Genomic DNA, 17,726 nt, shown 5'->3' with positions numbered 1-17,726 from the left:
ATTTCACGTCCTTTTAGAAATGCACAGCATGCAGTTGATTAAATCGCAATAGCTCCCGGTGAAACCCCAAGAGATATGACAGTCTCCACAGAGTAATCATCCGTGTTGTAAACAGTGATGCTCTGCTCTAAAACATGAGTTGCATACAGAAATTCGCCATTCGGGGTAAACGCATAGTCACTTGCTGATTGCTGAAGATTTCCTATTACGCCTGCTCCATTCGGACTGACAGAATATAAATTGCCAGTGAAGCTGTCATGTAAATACACCTCTGATCCACTCGTAAACATTACATATTGGCCGTCAGGCTCCAGCTCTTGGGTATTGCTGAGCGTAAACGAATTTAAATCAATAACCGTCAGATAATTGAATAAGAATTCTTGTTCTAATACATACGCATACCGCTCCGGAGAATCTGTTTCTATGGATGATACGATAAGCTCTCGTTCAATCGTTCCTATGAGTTCACCCGTGGATAGGTCCACTTTTTGCACTATACCAAAATCAAGAACATAGGCGAATAACCCATTGGGATCAATTGCAACATCATACCCTTCCACAGGAATCGACCTATCCACAGCTAACGTATCAATTCCAATCACATAAATCACAGTACCGGCGAAAACATAAGCAAATTCATGATTAGGGATAAATCTAATCGATCGAGGCGGCTGATCCAGCAAAATAGATGCTGTTACTGTTAATGTGTCATAATCGATGACAGAAATCACATTATTGTTGGGATGTAAGACAAACACAGAGCTTTTATCTGGAGTTATTTCAATACCTGTCGGCCGGTACGGAAGAGCAATCGTCGTCACAACAGTATGAGTGTTTGTATCAATCACAGAAACTGATTGATCACTTGGATTCGCTGTAAACGCATAAACGGGTTCGGGTTCCGATTCCGGTACAAGCACAATCGTTCCCGTCACAGATAAAGGACTGCCGTAAAAGGGCGGAACAACAACAAGGTTCTCGATCGTGATGTCACTGAAATCCGGGCAATCCTCCGGTTCATCAGAGTAATAGACGATTTGGTTGATCTCCGCATTGTGAATGACGGAAACAGCCCCGTCCCCTTGTCCATATTGATTTCGCACAGGCGACACACTGACAAGAAGCGTAACAGTTCCCTGCAGGCGTACTGCAAATTGAACAGCGATTTCATCAGGCTCAGGCCCCTTCTCAATTAAGCAACGTTCACTGACACAAGAAAGGCTGTCTGCATTCCACGTAACATTGGCGACAGCTTCAGCCGGATCAACGATAAACCCCTCAGGCAATTCAATCGGTGCTTGAAACATTGCTTCGCGGCTTGTTTCTCCCTCACAAAAACATAAACATTCTTCTTGTGCGGCTCCTGCTTTTTCTTTAAAGGAAAGCTTGTTTTTTCTCATACCTTCACTTCCTTTTTAGAAATACACTGCTCACGCAGATATAACAGAATATGGAAGGGTGTTGTGTTTGCTTGTACAAATTGCCGAGGATAAAAGCTTCTTTTTGAAATATATCCCCAACATGCGGGGTAACGAAAGAAAAGATTGCGGTTTTTTTGCGCTTCTCATAAGAATGATGATGATAAAATATGACATATATAGAATAATGAAGGGAGGGATTTGCAAACGTGACAGGTGTCATATCTTCTTCTTCCGTCGGAGAAAAGATTAATGAATGGTATATGTACATACGCCGATTCAGCATACCCGATGCAGAGTATTTACGAAGAGAAATCAAACAAGAGCTGGACCAAATGGAAGAAGATCAGGATCTTCATTTGTACTATTCACTGATGGAATTCCGGCACAACCTGATGCTTGAGTACCTTGAACCACTAGAGAAAATGCGGATCGAGGAACAGCCGCGGCTGTCTGATTTGCTGGTTGAGATTGATAAAAAACAGGCTCGTTTGACTGGGCTTCTTGAGTACTACTTTAACTTCTTCAGAGGTATGTATGAGCTGGATCGCCGTGAATATGTATTAGCCATTCAATTTTTTAAAAAAGCAGAGAGCAAACTGATTTTTGTGAAAGACAAAATTGACAAAGCTGAATTCTTTTTCAAAATGTCAGAAGTCTATTACTATATGAAACAAACTTATGTCTCCATGGACTATGCACGTCAAGCATTCGAACTCTACAGTGAACAGACTACATATGATATCAGAATGATTCAATGCCAGTCCTTATTCGGAGCCAATTTTTTGGATCTAAAACAATATGAGAAAGCCATTGCCCATTTTCAAAAAGCTTATATACTTGCCGAAGCAGAGCAGCAGCCTCAATTAATGGGAAGAACGCTTTATAACATAGCGCTTTGCAAGCAAAATCAAAATAGTTTTGAATCAGCGATAGAGTATGTAAAAAAATCTATTCAAGTATTTGAAGGATCTAAAATGATCCCTTCTCTGCCACAAGCCTTTTTCCTAATTACACAAATTTATTTTAAATTAGGTAAGATGGATGACGCTTGTGAATATCATAAAAAAGGAATAGAATATTCAGCAACAGCGGGAGACACCGTGTACTTAACGGAGTTTGAATTTTTGGAATCTTTATACTTGTCTGGACCAGATGAGGAACGGATAGAAAAATGTTTTGTTTTTCTTGAAAGTAAAATGATGTATGCTGATATTGAAGACTTCGCACTTGATGTTGCTAAGTATTATCATCAGCAGGAAAATTACAAAAAAGCATCTCATTACTTTTTAAAGGTTGAAGAAGCAAGACAGCACATTCAAGGGGGGGTGAATTTATATGAAATGGAAGTATAAATTATTACTCGCTTGTTTAGCTGTGAGCGCTGTATTTATCACAGTCGAAGTATCAAATTCATCAACAGAACATTTTGATGTTGCACAACGCGCCATGATCTAAAACCGCCGTCCATCGGCGGTTTTTTTTCACAATAAAAAAACATCCAGACAAGGTCTGGATGCTTCCTTATTTCACAAACCCAAGCAGCATTTCACGGATGACTTTACTGGCTGTGTTTGCCGTTTGTTCTGAGTGGTCGTACACCGGTGCGACTTCCACTAAATCAGCGCCCTTCACGTTTACCTCTGAACGCGCGATTTCATGGACGGATGCAAGCAGTTCTTTAGACGTGATGCCGCCGGCGTCAACCGTTCCTGTTCCCGGTGCGTGCGCAGGGTCTAATACGTCAATGTCGATTGTGACATATACCGGACGGCCCGCAAGCTTCGGAAGCACTTCCTTCAGCGGTTCAAGCACTTCAAATTTTGAGATGTGCATGCCGTTTTCTTTCGCCCATTCAAACTCTTCCTTCATGCCGGAACGGATTCCGAAAGAATACACATTTTGCGGTCCGATCAATTCTGCCGCTTTGCGGATCGGCGTGGAGTGAGAAAGCGGTTCTCCCTCATAATCAACGCGAAGATCTGTATGTGCGTCAAAATGGATAATCGCAAGGTCTGGATACTTCTTATACATCGCTTTCATGACAGGCCATGACACGAGGTGCTCCCCGCCCATACCCATTGGGAATTTCCCTTTTTCTAAAATGCTGTCTACATATTCCTCAATCATATCAAGGCTTTTCTGCGGATTTCCGAACGGCAGCGGAATGTCGCCGGCGTCAAAGAAGTTCAGATCAGCCAGATCACGGTCTAAATACGGGCTGTATTCTTCAAGGCCGATTGACACTTCGCGGATTCTGCTCGGGCCAAAGCGTGAGCCCGGGCGATAGCTGACCGTCCAGTCCATCGGCATGCCGTAAAGGATGGCGTCCGCCCCTTCCCACTCGGGGCGGCTCGCGATAAATACTTTTCCTGAATATGCTTCATCAAATCTCATCTATAATACCCTCGCTTTCCTGTAAAAAAGCGCAAGATTCGCTCCTGCGCCATACCCTCATTATTTAATCAGGTCACTCACAAATTTCGGCAGAACAAACGCCGCTTTATGAATATCTTTTGTGTAATATTTCGTATCAATTTCGAAGAAACGGCTGTCTTCGACTGCAAGCGGATCATATTTTTTCGATCCGATTGTAAATGTCCACAAACCGCTTGGATATGTCGGAATGTTCGCTGTATACAGCTTCGTAATCGGGAAAATTTCCTTCACGTCGCGCTGTACATTTGTGATTAATTCCGGCGTAAACCATGGGTTGTCCGTCTGAGCGACGAAAATTCCGTCTTCTTTCAGCGCTTTTGCGATTCCTGCGTAGAATCCTTTTGTAAACAGGTTTACAGCCGGTCCGACAGGTTCAGTTGAATCCACCATGATCACGTCGTATTGATTTTCAGATTTCGCAATGTGCATAAATCCGTCATCCACCTGCACGTCAACGCGCGGATCATCCAGTTTGCCCGCGATAGAAGGAAGGAACTTTTTAGAGTATTCGATAACCTTGCCGTCAATATCAACAAGTGTCGCTTTTTTCACGCTCGGATGCTTCAGGATTTCTCTAATGACGCCGCCGTCACCGCCGCCGACAACAAGAACGTGCTCCGGATTTGGGTGCGTAAATAATGGGACATGCGCCACCATTTCATGATAAACGAATTCGTCTTTTTCAGATGTCATAACCATGCCGTCCAAAAACAGCATGTTGCCGAACTCTTCCGTTTCCACCATTTCTAAATGCTGAAACTCCGTTTGTTCTGTATGTAATGTTTTATTAACCTTCATCGTAATGCCAAAGTTTTTCGTCTGCTTCTCTGTGTACCAAAGTTCGCTCAATTGTCATCTCCCTTTCAAGGCTGTATTCATGTATTGTAAGCGTCTTTTCAGCTTTTATTCCCGGTTGAAATCTCTTTTTCACCTAAGGAAAAAGTATAGAGGATGGCGGGAAAAAAGTAAAGATGCGTCCTGTTCTGCGATGTTTAAAAACGGTCTTTTTTCCTCATAATAGTAGAAACATAAAAAAAGGGGGAACCCATTGTGGATGCAATGACAAATAAACGGCTGAGACTGACGCTGAAAACCGTCCGCGCCTGTATCTTTTTAGGGGCTCTTGCGGCCTTAGCGGCAGCTGCTGTGTTTATGACTGTCATTTTGATAGCCAAATACCAAGGCGCTCCCTCCGTGCAAGTGCCGCAATCCACGATTTTGTATGCGAGTGACGGCTCAAAGCTCGGGGAAACGAATTACGGCGAAAAGCGCTATTGGGTCCCCTTAAAGGACATGAATCCGACAATTGTAAAAGCGACAGTGGCGGTTGAAGACCAGAATTTCTACGATCATCACGGCTTTGATTATAAACGAATGGCCGGTGCGGCGCTAGCTGATCTGAAAGCATTTGCCAAGGTTCAGGGCGCAAGCACCATCACCCAGCAATATGCGAGAAATTTATACCTTGAACACGATAAAACGTGGAAACGAAAATGGAATGAGGCGTTCTACACGATCCGTTTGGAACAGAACTATTCTAAGGAAGAGATTTTAGAAGGCTATTTAAATACGATTTACTACGGCCACGGCGCCTACGGCATTGAAGCCGCTTCCCGCCTGTATTTCGGCAAGCATGCGAAAAACCTGACGGATGCGGAGGCCGCTTTATTGGCGGGGATCCCAAAAGGCCCTTCCGGCTATTCGCCGTATATCAATGAAACGAAGGCCAAGGAGCGCCAGAAAACGATTGTGCGAATGATGGAAAAGCAGCGGATGATCAGCCAGAAAAAAGCGAATGAACTGATCAAGGAACCTCTTTCCTATCAGCCTTTGAATAAACAAGTTTCCAAGAGAAAAGCCCCTTATTTCTATGACAATGCGATGAGAGAAGTGGAGAAAAAGCTCGGCATGACGCGGGAGCAAATTGAAACGAGCGGGTTAAACGTCTATACAACGGTAGATAAACGGATGCAGCGCATCGCCGAGGAGACCATTACCGAAACAGTTAACGCCGGCTCTGACATTCAAGTCGGGTTTTCAGCCATTGATCCCCGCACAGGAAGTGTTCTCGCCCTTGTCGGCGGCAGGGATTATCAAAAAAGCCCGTTTGACCGGACGACACAGGCGAAACGCCAGCCTGCTTCGACGATTAAGCCATTGCTGTACTACAAAGCGATTCAGAGCGGATTTACGCCAGTCACCTTAATGAAAAGCGAAGAAACCGAGTTTCAAATTGATGCACAGGGAGAAACGTATTCTCCAAGCAACTATAACGGATACTATGCCAACAAGCCGATTACGCTTCTGCAGGCGCTGGCGCTTTCCGACAACATTTACGCTGTGAAAACACATCTCTTTCTCGGCATGAACAAGCTCGTACAGGCGGCAAATGAGTTCGGCATCACTGCTCATTTTCAAAAACTGCCGTCCCTGGCACTCGGCACCGAACCCGTGCGCCCGATTGAGATGGTCAACGCCTATGCCATGCTCGCAAATGGCGGGAAGCAAATCGAACCGACTTTTATTTCGAGGGTCACGGACGCGGCGGGACATGTGCTATACGAAAACCCGAATCAGCATAAACAGGTGCTTGATGAAAAAGCCGCTTTTGTCACGGCAAGTATGATGACAGGCATGTTTGATACGGATTTAAACGGCTATACGTCGGTAACCGGACGGACGATCGCCAACCGCCTGACAAGAACGTATGCGGGAAAATCAGGAACCACCAGCGCAGACAGCTGGATGATCGGCTTTAATCCACAGCTGGCCGCAGGTGTTTGGACGGGCTATGACAAAAACAGCACCATCGACTCGGTCGAAGAAAAAAGCTATGCCAAAACGATTTGGGCTGACTTCATGGAGGATGCGCTCAAAGGAGAACCGGAAACTGCTTTCAAACCGCCAAAAGGCGTAACCGGCGTGTACATTGATCCGGCAACAGGCTACACGTCCGGCCCCGGCTGCGCAGCCAAGCACTACACGTATTTTGTGAAAGGCACTGAACCGTCGAACGTGTGTTATGGGGCAAAACCCGCAAAACCAACAAAAGACCGGCTTCCAGCCAAAGAAAACCCCGCTTCCCCTAAAAAGTGGTGGGACAAATGGCTAGGGCGGAATCATTAAAAATAACCCGGCTCCTCGGAGGCCGGGTTATTCGTATGGTTCGTCTATAATCCATGGAAGCAGCGTAACGCAATCGAGTTGAATAATTGGTTTTGGAAACCCCTTAGGAATGTAAATTTTGTGTTGGGGCACTGAAAATGAAACATGCCACGACAAATCAATCCTTTCCGGGTTCAATTCTTGATTTCCTTCTACAATACGGCCAACGATAAAATAACTGGCTATATAAAAGTGCAAATGATCTTTAATCCCATGATAACTAATATCCGGGCATTTCGACGGAATAAGACCAAAACCTTCTAAGACACGAGATTTTCTGACCGGCAATTCATTCACTGCTTCATAGTAGTTTAGACAGTTACCGCATCCACACATATCCTCTAGTTCTTTCTCATATTGCTTTCTCGTTTCTTCCACGTCGGCTTTAATCACCCAATCACCGACTCGAATGGTTTCGTACATCCTATCACCCTAAAAATGAAAAACCCCGAGTCTTGGTTCGGCTCGGGATTTTCCATGTCCTATTTCTGTATCACCAGTTTACTCAAAGTTTACGGAAAATAGTACAAATTTTCTAAAAGTTCACAGAACGTTCACAAACTAATGGTCTTCCGGAAGCAGGCCTGTTTTTAATTCATCTGGTGACCGGTCCCATAGGCCCTGATCATGATTTTTCAGAAACTCGCCGAGCACACGCTTCGAGCTGTCGTCCATTTTATCAATGATAATGTTCCGTTTCATGGATTTATCCATCAGATTCACATGCTCAGGCAGCGATTTGTAGCCTCTTCTGATGCTTCTGTCGACCGTCAGTTCACAGGCTGTCACACCAGCGTAATAAGGCCCCTCTTCTCTTCTGTCAATCGTCACCCAGACAAGCCAGTATGGTTTGCCGTTCGGAACTTCTTCTTTGTTCGGCAGAAATTTAATTCCTTTTTCAACGGTGCTGCGGGCGTGCATAGCACCGATGTCAACGAACGCTTCTTTTTCCTCTACATCGACGAATACGGGGGAAATGTTATCTAAGCTGAGTGCCCCTACGCCAAAACCGCCGTGTCCGTCTGTCGGATCACTTTTAATAATATTAAACCCGATTGATTTTTTCTTTTTTTCTTCCATAAGTTCTACCTCCTACAAAAGCGGTTGAAATATCGCTGAAAACAGCTCTAAAATCTGATCTCTTCCGGCATTGAGCATCGGCCAAAGCACGTAAGATCCGAGCGGTGTCACAAACAGAACCAAAAAGACAATAAAGCCGTAGCTCTCCGCCTGCGTCATCTTGGCACGAACCCCCGGCGGGACGAGATCTTCAATGATTCGATAGCCATCGAGCGGCGGCAGCGGCAGCAGATTAAATAAAAACAAGACAAGATTCAGCTGAATCCAAATGGAAAAGAACTGATCAAGTCCCGTGCTGAATGCCGCAAGCTGCTCCATTCCGTATGCATGCATCAACACTAACAAAAAGAAACCGATAAACGCAAGAATCAGGTTACTGACGGGTCCGGCAATAGATACGAGCACGCCGGCAAGCCGAGGTTTCTTAAAGAAGCGGCGATTGACAGGAATAGGGCGCGCCCATCCGAAGCCGGCCACCAGAATCAAAATGGTTCCGAACGGATCAAGGTGTTTAATAGGATTCAGTGTCAGTCTTCCTTGTCTTTTCGCCGTATCGTCACCGAATTTGTATGCGACATAAGCATGGGCAAGCTCGTGTATCGTAAACGACACAATTAACGTGATGACGAGGTATGGCATTAAAGATAACGGATAATATAAAAAACGGTCCAAGTGAGATATCCCTCTTTCTAAAAATGCAAGAATTTACTTTATTCAGTATACTATAAGAAGCCTCTTTTTCTAAAGAGAGGAAACGAGATAAAGGAGGATTCAGCACCCATGCCATACGTAACCGTCAAAATGCTCGAAGGCCGTACAGACGAGCAAAAACGCAATCTTGTCGAGAAAGTAACAGAAGCGGTAAAGGAAACAACCGGTGCTTCTGAAGAAAAAATTGTTGTGTTTATAGAAGAAATGAGAAAAGACCATTATGCCGTCGCAGGCAAACGTCTGAGCGATATGGAATAATCTCTATAAAGCCGGCGCTTCGCGCACCGGCTTTTTCTATCCCTATTGGGTCAGCTTCGCAACAATCGCTAAGAACGTCTTTTTCTCTTCGGCTGTTACACGTTCAAACATGCCGTCAATCAGCTGCTGGCGGTTTTCAATCATTTGCTCAGCCGCTCCCCGGCCCGACTCGGAAAGCGTAATCCATACAGTGCGGCGGTCATTTTTATTTCTCGATCTCTCAATAAAACCCTCCTGCTCTAAATGATTGAGGGCGGTGGTTGTCGCAGAGGGAGACAGTGTGACCTCTTTTAGTATATCCTTTATGGTGCAGCTCCCATGTCTGTATATGATCCGCAGAATAAATCCTCTTATATTATTTACGTGTTTCGGAACGGTAGCTTCATCTATTTGCTTCGTGGTTTTCAAGTATTTTGTAAGTGCGTGATCCAGCAAATTTGCTTCCAGTTTGTCATGGTCCATGTCAATTTCCCCATTTCGAGATGCATTCATAACATACGAACGATATGATTTACTTATTATTTTACTGATTCCGGATAGGGAAAGTCAAAAAAGCAAAATGAGAATCCGCAGCTTTTCTCCTACATGCCTCGATTTTTCACCTGTTTGACAAGTTTATCTTTAAAAGTTTGAAAAGGAACGTGTTTATTCTCTTGATGCCCGAATTGGCGGACGTTTACCGCATCCTGCTGCTCTTCATGATCTCCTAGCACAAGCACGTATGGGATTTTCTGTACCTGCGACTCTCTGATTTTGTATCCAAGCTTCTCATTGCGCTCATCAATGCCGACTCTTATCCCCACCTGTTTCAGCTCTGCCTGCACCTTTCTGCAATAGTCCAAGTGAACGTGTGAAACCGGTATGATTTGAACCTGAATCGGTGCGAGCCAGACTGGGAACGCCCCGCCGAAATGCTCGATCAAAATACCAAAGAAACGGTCGATCGAGCCGAATACCGCTCTGTGTATGACAACAGGACGAACCTTTTCATTGTGTTCATTGATATATGTTAAATCGAATTTTTCCGGCATTTGAAAATCAAGCTGAATTGTCGCACATTGGTGGCTTCGTTTCAGGGCATCTTTTATGTGAAAATCAATTTTCGGTCCATAAAACGCCCCATCGCCTTCATTCACCTCATAAGGCAGGCCGAGTTCCTCAAGGACATGTGCTAAGGCGCGTTCCGATGCTTCCCAAAGGCTATCATCGCCCAATGAATCCTCCGGGCGAGTCGAAAGCTCAACCGAATACTCAAAACCAAATGTACGATATACCTCGTCAATCAGCCCAATCGCTTCTTTGATCTCGCTCTCAATCTGATCCTCCCGAACGAAGATATGCGCGTCATCCTGACAGAACGTCCGGACGCGAAGCATTCCATTTAAAGCGCCGCTGTATTCATGGCGATGGACCTGGCCGAACTCCGCCATACGAATCGGCAGATCACGATACGAATACAGGTTGTTTTTAAATATGAGCATATGTCCAGGACAATTCATCGGCTTCATTGCGAATCTTGTCTCATCCACTTCTGAAAAATACATATTGTCGCGATAATGATCCCAGTGGCCTGACTGCTCCCATAACCGCTGATTCATCATAAACGGCGTACGCACCTCATCATAGCCGGCATTTGTTTGCAGCTCACGCGAGAAGCGTTCCAGTTCATTGCGGACAATCTGCCCTTTCGGCAAATAAAACGGCATCCCCGGCGCTTCTTCAGAAAACATAAACAGCTCTAACTGTTTGCCAAGCTTGCGGTGGTCACGTTTTGCCGCTTCTTCCAGCATATGCAGATGCGCATCCAAATCTTTTTTCTTGTGAAACGCAACCCCGTACACCCGCTGCAGGACTTCATTTTCATTGTCTCCGCGCCAATAAGCGCCCGATACTCTTGTCAGTTTGAACGCCTTGATCATCCCTGTAGAAGGAAGGTGCGGCCCCCGGCACAGGTCAACGAATTCTCCCTGCTGATACAGCGTGATATCCTCTCCGCGCGGAATATCCTTCAAAATCTCCAGCTTAAACGGCTCACCTTTTTTGGCAAACAGTTCTTCAGCCTCTTCGTAAGAAACCTCAATTCTTTTCATTTCAAGGTTTTCATTTATAATGTTCTTCATTTCTTTTTCGATGGCTTCTAAGTCATCCGATGTCAAACTGTGCTCCAGCTTCATGTCATAGTAGAAGCCGTCTTCTATCACAGGCCCCACCCCCAATGACACTTCGCCATACAGCCGTTTCACCGCTTGGGCCAGCACGTGCGCTGATGTGTGGCGGAGCACTTGCAAGCCTTCTTGTGAATCAAGTGTGACAATCGAAAGCTCAGCATCCTCCTCCAGCTTGAAGCCGAGATCAACGAGCTTGCCGTTGACCTGACCCGCAGCCGCCTTCTTTTGCAGACTGGAACTGATAGAACCAGCCGCTTCTTTGATTGTAATGCCTTTCGGATATTCCTTGATCTGTCCGTCTGGATGCTGAATGTGTACATGTTTACTCATTTTTAAACACTCCTTCATTATTGTTGTATATAAAAAAACACACCCATCCCTCTGAAAGGGACGAGTGTGTGATTAACCCGTGGTTCCACCCAAATTCCCGACAAACGCTATGTTGTCGGCTTGGTGCTGTAACGCAGCATAGACGGCATTGGATACTTTCGTTCCCCAATGCTGCTCCAAGGCGGTAAATGATCATCCTAAGCTGGGAAGCTCTCACCTTTCCTTCCCTCTCTGAAAACCGTAACGACCATTCATGTCCTTTTCTTCGCATGTATTCAATTCATAAAAAAACACACCCATCCCTATAAAAGGGACGAGTGTGTGATTAACCCGTGGTTCCACCCAAATTCCCGACAAACGCTATTTGTTTGTCGGCTTGGTGCTGTAACGCAGCATAGACGGCATTGGATACTTTCGTTCCCCAATGCTGCTCCAAGGCGGTAAATGACAGCCCTAAGCTGGGAAGCTCTCACCTTTCCTTCCCTCTCTGAAAACCGTAACGATCATTCATGTCCTTTTCTTCGCATGTATTCAATTCATATAAAAAAACACATTCATCCCTATAAAAGGGACGAATGTGTTTATCATCCGTGGTTCCACCCAAATTCCCGATCAACACACATGGTGTATCGGCTTTAAGGTGCTGTAACGCAGCATGACGGTATCAGATACTTGATTTCTCCGATACGGCTCAAAGGCGGTAAGCTGCTTTCCCTGCGTTAGGAAGATCTCAGCTGTTCTTCCCTCTCTGGAAACCGTAAAAAGCATCTCATGTCCTTATCAGTGCCTGTATACATTACTGATTGTTTAATGATTTCATATATTTTACAATAGATTTTTTTAAACAGCAATCTTTTTTGTTAAAAAAAGCAAAAGAAACGTTTCATTCTTTTGCTTTGTATGGTTAACAAATCTGCTTCAATTCCTCTATGTATTGAAGCGCTTCGTCATATTCTTCATTTGTATATTTTTGCTTGCTTTTGATTGTAAAGACTTTTTCTTTCTTTTCCTCGGCCTCAAGCCCGTCAAAGTAAAGGATCGTGGAAACCAGCTCTAAAAACCGCGATGAACGGCTGTTCACACTGTCGATATAGCCCTTAATGTCTGGCATATCCAGATCAGCATGGTCTAAAAATGCGGAGCCTGTCTCAGTCAGCGAATAACGGTATTGAAAGTAGCCGCCCTTTTTTTCCTTCACCTCATGCAGAAATCCAAGGTTGCACAGCTCTTCAATCTGGAGCGTCAGTTCCTCTGAATACGGTCCGTAAAAGTGAAAATCATATTTCTCATAGAAAGGAAACTGCATTTTTTTTGCGATATAAATCATTTTCTGCATCTTCTTCCGCCCGATGATTTCTCCAGAATCCGAGAACACCTTCATCAGTTTTGCATGTTCTTTCAACAAATTCCCGACATCTCCTTTTTCCTTCTTTCCAATTTCTATGTCAGTCCCAGCAGCTGCCGGATTTTCATTTTCGCTTCCGGGTGTTCAGAGCCGTCACAAATCAGGTCCTTCGGATAGTACAGCTTGTGGTCCGTCCGCCGTTTTCCGGAGATGGATTCCACAATAGCCGACTGTCTGGACAGCTCTTTAATTTGGCCGTTTTGCGTCAAGAGATGGATCGGCAGACGCTCCTCTTCCTCTCCAGGACGGTAAAAATCGTATGGAAGATCGGAAGAAGAATCAACGACCAAATAATAGCTCGGATCGATTCCCGCCTCTTTGAACAATGAAGTCAGCTCAAAATAAGCCGACATTTCTTCATTCGGATTGAATTCAACGTATTGGAACAGCTGGCGGTTAATGAATCTGCGGCACAAATCGGATAAAATCGCGTCTTCTTCATCCTCCCAGGCCTGGAAGTAATACAAAATAATAGATTCATCCAGCTTCACATAATCCTCCAGTGTCAATTTACCTTCAAAAATAGAATAGAAATGAACCGGGGCGTGAGTGAAGACATAGCCTTCATCGTGCAGCTGCTTCGCCCTGTGAAGAATCTTCGTTAAAATAACCTCTGCGCTTCTTGTCACAGGATGGAAATACACCTGCCAGTACATTTGGTAGCGGCTCATGATATAGTCTTCGACAGCGTGCATCCCGCTTTCTTTAATGACGATCTGATCCTCGCGCGGGCGCATCACCCGAAGAATCCGCTCCATATCAAAATGGCCGTAGCTGACGCCCGTATAATAAGCGTCGCGCTGCAGGTAATCCATGCGGTCTGCGTCAATCTGACTCGAAATCAGGCTGACCACTTGCTTGTTTTTATATGTTTTGGCAATGACTTCAGCAACATCCTGTGGGAAACGCGGGCTCACCTTTCTGAGCACCTGATTGACCTCTGTGTCTCCCAAAATGATATCTCTTGTAAAATCTTCGTGGTCAAGGTGAAAGACTTTTTCAAATGAATGCGAGAATGGTCCGTGCCCGAGATCATGAAGCAGCGCCGCGGCCAAACAGAGTTCGCGCTCACTGTCATCCCATTCAGGGCGGCCTTTAAAGACGTCATCAACCATTCTCCTGACAATTTCATAGACACCGAGAGAATGGTTGAACCGGCTGTGCTCAGCGCCATGGAACGTCAAATACGTCGTGCCGAGCTGCTTAATTCTGCGGAGACGCTGAAATTCGCGGGTTCCGATCAAATCCCATATCAGCTTGTCCCGAACATGAACATAGCGGTGCACCGGATCTTTAAACACTTTTTCTTCTGATAATTTTCCATTTGGATACGCCATCGTCATTCCCTCTTTTTTTTAGCCGTGTTTCTATTATATCGACTCTATTCTTTGAAAACATCCTTGAATTTGCCCGGCGATTTGTTCCATCTTCACGAAAAACAGATCTTGTGAAGCAAAAAAGCCTGACCTGAGGGCCGAGGCTATGAAAAATATGTTTTTACTTTTTTATTTTCTTTTGTACTTTGTCAATCAGCTCATCCTCTGTCGGAGCTGACAGCGGGCGATTGTTCACAAAAGCAAATGATTTTTTGCGTCCGGGCCCGCAATAAGATTGGCACCCTACCTCAACCTTTGCGTCCGGGTCCACTTCTTTTAAACGCGGCAGCAATGTTTTGATATTAGTGGCTTGGCAATCATCACACACTCGAAATTCATTAGCCATGATGTACGCTTCCCTTCATTTCTATGTTCATCTATGTGAATAAACCTAAAATACGCTTTTCAAAAAAATCACATCACTCTTTATTTTACAAGGATTCGACTGTTCCTGCAAGCTGCTCCAACCTTCGTATCTTCTATTCTTTCAGCCAATTTGTATAAATATTTTCCAAACTGGACATTCTAATACCATGAAAAGAAAATGGGAGTTGAGATAAATGACAAAACAGCGACAAGACGCTTGGTCAAAAGAAGATGATCTGCTTTTAGCCGAAACAGTGCTTCGGCATGTGAGGGAGGGCAGCACTCAGCTGAACGCCTTTGAAGAAGTCGGAGATCAATTAAACCGGACATCCGCAGCCTGCGGATTCAGATGGAACGCGGTCGTCCGCCATCAATATGAAAAAGCGCTTCAGCTTGCGAAAAAACAGCGAAAACAGCGGATGAGAGCGCTCGGAAACGGGCAGCCTGCGAAAAAAAGGCTATTATATCAGCCTCCCGCGGTTGATCCTGAAATCATTCAAGAAACCGATGCAGAGGAGACGGTTAAAACAGACGCGCCATCAGCCGAAAATGAGCTGCAGCCTTTAATGTCAGGCGAACACATGCCTTTTGTCGATGAAAGCTTTAAGGAAGAGTTAGCTAGTCTATCACACTTATTGTCTCCTCAAACGCCTGCAGCTGCGCCTGAGATGACGATGAATGATGTGATCCGCTTCCTGCAGAGTTATGAAGGAAATAACGAGCAGTCATCGGCATTAAGAATGGAAAATGAACGTTTAAAGAAAGAAAATCAGGAATTGCAAAGCAAAACGGAACAGCTTGAGGCAGAAGTTCAAAAGCTTGAAAAAGATCAAAAAACGATCCAAGAAGATTACGAAACCTTAGTGAAAATTATGAATAGAGCCAGAAAACTAGTTTTATTTGAAGAAGATGAACATGCATCTCCATCCTTCAAAATGGACCGGAACGGCAATTTAGAAAAAATGGCAGAATAAGTTGGAAAAATCCCAAAACAGCAGATGGTTTTGGGATTTTCGCCATGTGCAAAATCTCCTTTTCCATTGAGAAAAGAGGATTTCATCATTTTGCAGCCGGCTCCGCTATTCTTGTAAAATGAGGCTAAGCTTATGTGAATCTATTAAGACATGTGAACTGCCTCGGCCGTTTTTTGTTTTCGAGGCGAAGCGGAGATGACCAGAAGCCCGAGCATCATAAGGGCAATGCCGAACCAAGAGGAGAGTGAAAGCATTTCCCCTATGACAAACACGCCCAGCAATGAGGCCGTCAGCGGTTCAGCTAAAGACAGCGTGACCGCCGCCGAGGCCGGAACCCCGGTAAGGCCTTTCACAAACAAAAAGTATGCGGCGCACGTTGCAATTAACCCGATGTAAAGGCTCGTTCCCAGTCCTCTCGGGGTCAGTATCCACGAGATATCCGACTGCCATAAAAGCGGCGTCAGCAAGATGGCGCTGATCATAAAAACAACGGCGGAAGTTGCTAGCGGAGGCTGGTTTTTCACCATCGCTTTACTGATGAGCGTATAGCCAGCAAAAGAAGCACCCGCTCCAAAGGCCATAAGAACACCAGCCACATCAATCCGAACATTGGAACCGTCGGAAAACAGAAGCCAGCAGCCTGATAAGGCCAGCACGGTCGCGATCCACCAGGCGTTTCGCGGGCGTTTTTTCAAAACGGCCCACTCTAGGCTTCCGGCAATGATAGGCGCACTGCCGATCGCAATCACAGTCCCTACAGCAATTCCCGTTTCTTTAACGGCAGTAAAAAACAGCGGCTGGTAACACGCCATACAAACCGCTGCTGATAACACGAGCGGCCATGACCAATTTTTCACGAGAAGCTCCCGGCTGATCCAAACCGCAAGCAGCATGGCACTTCCTCCTATTAATAATCGGAATGCTCCGAATGCCAGCGGTGTGGAGCTTTCTGGAGCCATCGCCTGAACGGTTCCCGTGGTTCCCCAGAAAAAAGCCGCAATCAGTACAAACAGGCTGTAAACATTCCCTTTCATCTGCCCTCTCCCCTTTGTATATGGATGCTGATCTCATTTTATCGTTTTTCTTTTGTTCATGGTTATCTGCATGTAAGAATGATTTATCTGAAAACAAGATGAAATAAAAAATGCATGCCAGCCGATACGGCTGGCATGCGAAGAACATTCACCCAAATACCTTTGCATTCCGCTCAGTCATCCGAACGAGGTTTTTCTCAAATTCCATTTCCTCATCAACGGACAGTCCGGCTGAGTAAAGGTGTGTGCTTAACGCTTTTAATTCCGTCAGTAAAGCGAACATTAAGTCTTGTACGGAGATGTCTGTTTGCAGAAGCTCGCTTAAGGACGCCATCGTTTCCGGACATATCTCCGGATAAACGCCTTTTTTATCATTTCGTTTGTCCTTCAGCGCCGCTTGGTAGAACCTTCTGATCAAATCGGCTCTTTGACTGCCGCTTTTATCCGCGCAAAGATAAATCTGAACAGCGACTCCGCCGCGAACGCGTCTTTGAGAGATGCCGGCGAATTTTTTTCCATTTATGCTGAGGTCATAGCTGCCGGGGCAATATGATCCTTCAATTTCATAGGCTTCGATATTTGCGTTGTATGGGTTTAGCATCCGTCTCATCAACTCAACCATCGCTTCATATCCTTTGTCTATATCGATGCCTTTCTTTTCGTCCTCGAATATGAGAGAGATATTTAAAACGCCTTCGTCCAAAACGACTGCCAGACCGCCGGAATTGCGTACGATCACACGGTACCCTTCGTTCTCCAGCAGAGCGATGCCATCCTGCAAAAACGGCAGACGCGTATCCTGTATTCCAAGGACAATCGTATTATGGTGCACCCATGAGCGCGCTGTCGCCGGCGACACGCCTTTTCCGACGGACATGCACAGCGTATCATCTATTGCGAAGGACTGCTTCGCATCAAATAAAGGGCCGAGACTGGATTGGTCAATGATTCTCCATGTCGGCTGCATCAGTAAATCAATCGGTTGGTTTGCCATCTATGTAA

The 17,726-nt window shown here is 45.2% G+C and carries 18 protein-coding genes and 3 other annotated features; of the genes, 5 read left to right on the top strand and 13 right to left on the bottom strand.

The features are described from left to right. Nucleotides 1-38 precede the first annotated feature (38 nt). On the bottom strand, nucleotides 39-1,400 hold the full coding sequence (locus tag JMN17_RS08600; RefSeq protein WP_087992746.1) for a YncE family protein: 1,362 nt from the start codon (nucleotides 1,398-1,400) through the stop codon (nucleotides 39-41). A 227-nt stretch (nucleotides 1,401-1,627) separates the two neighbouring features. On the opposite strand from JMN17_RS08600, the gene JMN17_RS08595 reads away from it, so the two are divergent. Together JMN17_RS08595 and JMN17_RS08590 are read left to right on the top strand one after the other, a co-directional pair. After that, entirely contained in the window at nucleotides 1,628-2,773 is a 1,146-nt protein-coding gene (locus JMN17_RS08595) for a response regulator aspartate phosphatase (protein WP_202327905.1), read from the top strand. Continuing rightward, on the top strand, nucleotides 2,757-2,876 hold the full coding sequence (locus JMN17_RS08590) for a PhrC/PhrF family phosphatase-inhibitory pheromone (protein ID WP_014665774.1): 120 nt from the start codon (nucleotides 2,757-2,759) through the stop codon (nucleotides 2,874-2,876). The genes JMN17_RS08595 and JMN17_RS08590 overlap by 17 nt, the downstream gene beginning before the upstream one ends. A gap of 66 nt (nucleotides 2,877-2,942) precedes the next feature. Here the strand turns inward: JMN17_RS08590 and speB are convergent, their stop codons facing one another. Next, the gene (speB, locus tag JMN17_RS08585; protein WP_202327904.1) at nucleotides 2,943-3,815 is read right to left on the bottom strand and encodes an agmatinase; all 873 of its coding nucleotides are present in this window, start codon (nucleotides 3,813-3,815) and stop codon (nucleotides 2,943-2,945) included. A gap of 60 nt (nucleotides 3,816-3,875) precedes the next feature. After that, nucleotides 3,876-4,706, bottom strand: a complete 831-nt coding sequence (gene speE, locus JMN17_RS08580) for a spermidine synthase (RefSeq protein WP_003222027.1) — start codon at nucleotides 4,704-4,706, stop codon at nucleotides 3,876-3,878. Between the two features lie 201 nt (nucleotides 4,707-4,907). Between speE and JMN17_RS08575 the strand changes: the two genes are divergently transcribed. Next, nucleotides 4,908-6,983, top strand: coding sequence for a transglycosylase domain-containing protein (locus tag JMN17_RS08575; protein ID WP_202327903.1), 2,076 nt, complete (start codon nucleotides 4,908-4,910; stop codon nucleotides 6,981-6,983). A 27-nt stretch (nucleotides 6,984-7,010) separates the two neighbouring features. Here JMN17_RS08575 and JMN17_RS08570 read toward each other — a convergent pair whose 3' ends face one another. From JMN17_RS08570 to JMN17_RS08560, 3 genes are all read right to left on the bottom strand, one after another. Further along, nucleotides 7,011-7,445, bottom strand: coding sequence for a hypothetical protein (locus tag JMN17_RS08570; RefSeq protein WP_087992750.1), 435 nt, complete (start codon nucleotides 7,443-7,445; stop codon nucleotides 7,011-7,013). Nucleotides 7,446-7,583: 138 nt separating this feature from the next. Continuing rightward, nucleotides 7,584-8,102 (bottom strand): YwhD family protein, encoded by a 519-nt coding sequence (locus JMN17_RS08565; RefSeq protein WP_087992751.1) that lies wholly within the window; start codon nucleotides 8,100-8,102, stop codon nucleotides 7,584-7,586. Between the two features lie 12 nt (nucleotides 8,103-8,114). Further along, nucleotides 8,115-8,774, bottom strand: a complete 660-nt coding sequence (locus JMN17_RS08560) for a site-2 protease family protein (RefSeq protein ID WP_087992752.1) — start codon at nucleotides 8,772-8,774, stop codon at nucleotides 8,115-8,117. 108 nt (nucleotides 8,775-8,882) lie between these two features. Between JMN17_RS08560 and JMN17_RS08555 the strand changes: the two genes are divergently transcribed. Further along, the gene (locus JMN17_RS08555; RefSeq protein WP_003222038.1) at nucleotides 8,883-9,071 is read left to right on the top strand and encodes a 2-hydroxymuconate tautomerase; all 189 of its coding nucleotides are present in this window, start codon (nucleotides 8,883-8,885) and stop codon (nucleotides 9,069-9,071) included. Between the two features lie 42 nt (nucleotides 9,072-9,113). On the opposite strand, the gene JMN17_RS08550 is transcribed toward JMN17_RS08555, so the two are convergent. The 5 genes from JMN17_RS08550 to JMN17_RS08525 all read right to left on the bottom strand — a co-directional run bounded on the left by JMN17_RS08550 (nucleotide 9,114) and on the right by JMN17_RS08525 (nucleotide 14,696). Continuing rightward, nucleotides 9,114-9,533 (bottom strand): MarR family transcriptional regulator, encoded by a 420-nt coding sequence (locus JMN17_RS08550; protein ID WP_087992753.1) that lies wholly within the window; start codon nucleotides 9,531-9,533, stop codon nucleotides 9,114-9,116. A 119-nt stretch (nucleotides 9,534-9,652) separates the two neighbouring features. Next, the gene (thrS, locus tag JMN17_RS08545; protein ID WP_087992754.1) at nucleotides 9,653-11,569 is read right to left on the bottom strand and encodes a threonine--tRNA ligase; all 1,917 of its coding nucleotides are present in this window, start codon (nucleotides 11,567-11,569) and stop codon (nucleotides 9,653-9,655) included. A gap of 53 nt (nucleotides 11,570-11,622) precedes the next feature. Beyond that, nucleotides 11,623-11,844: a binding site (T-box leader), on the bottom strand. A 31-nt stretch (nucleotides 11,845-11,875) separates the two neighbouring features. Continuing rightward, nucleotides 11,876-12,100 (bottom strand) — a binding site (T-box leader). 33 nt (nucleotides 12,101-12,133) lie between these two features. Continuing rightward, nucleotides 12,134-12,362 (bottom strand) — a binding site (T-box leader). A gap of 111 nt (nucleotides 12,363-12,473) precedes the next feature. Next, the gene (locus JMN17_RS08535) at nucleotides 12,474-12,974 is read right to left on the bottom strand and encodes a YwgA family protein (RefSeq protein ID WP_087992757.1); all 501 of its coding nucleotides are present in this window, start codon (nucleotides 12,972-12,974) and stop codon (nucleotides 12,474-12,476) included. Nucleotides 12,975-13,009: 35 nt separating this feature from the next. Then, entirely contained in the window at nucleotides 13,010-14,311 is a 1,302-nt protein-coding gene (locus JMN17_RS08530) for an HD domain-containing protein (RefSeq protein WP_019716089.1), read from the bottom strand. Nucleotides 14,312-14,471: 160 nt separating this feature from the next. Then, nucleotides 14,472-14,696, bottom strand: coding sequence for a DUF1450 domain-containing protein (locus JMN17_RS08525; protein WP_087992758.1), 225 nt, complete (start codon nucleotides 14,694-14,696; stop codon nucleotides 14,472-14,474). A 214-nt stretch (nucleotides 14,697-14,910) separates the two neighbouring features. On the opposite strand from JMN17_RS08525, the gene rsfA reads away from it, so the two are divergent. After that, a complete protein-coding gene (gene rsfA / locus JMN17_RS08520; RefSeq protein WP_087992759.1) occupies nucleotides 14,911-15,690 on the top strand; it encodes a prespore-specific transcription regulator RsfA in 780 nt (259 codons plus the stop codon). A 143-nt stretch (nucleotides 15,691-15,833) separates the two neighbouring features. On the opposite strand, the gene JMN17_RS08515 is transcribed toward rsfA, so the two are convergent. Both JMN17_RS08515 and ywfL read right to left on the bottom strand, forming a co-directional pair. Beyond that, the gene (locus tag JMN17_RS08515; RefSeq protein ID WP_087992760.1) at nucleotides 15,834-16,724 is read right to left on the bottom strand and encodes a carboxylate/amino acid/amine transporter; all 891 of its coding nucleotides are present in this window, start codon (nucleotides 16,722-16,724) and stop codon (nucleotides 15,834-15,836) included. Between the two features lie 148 nt (nucleotides 16,725-16,872). After that, a complete protein-coding gene (ywfL, locus tag JMN17_RS08510; protein WP_087992761.1) occupies nucleotides 16,873-17,718 on the bottom strand; it encodes an octanoyl-[GcvH]:protein N-octanoyltransferase in 846 nt (281 codons plus the stop codon). Nucleotides 17,719-17,726 lie beyond the last annotated feature (8 nt).

It is taken from the genome of Bacillus sp. RHFS10 (assembly GCF_016757475.1).
In the GTDB taxonomy this organism is placed as follows: Bacteria; Bacillota; Bacilli; order Bacillales; family Bacillaceae; genus Bacillus; species Bacillus subtilis_G.
The sequence above is the reverse complement of the archived record's forward strand: the minus strand, read 5'-3'. Positions and strand labels throughout refer to the sequence as shown.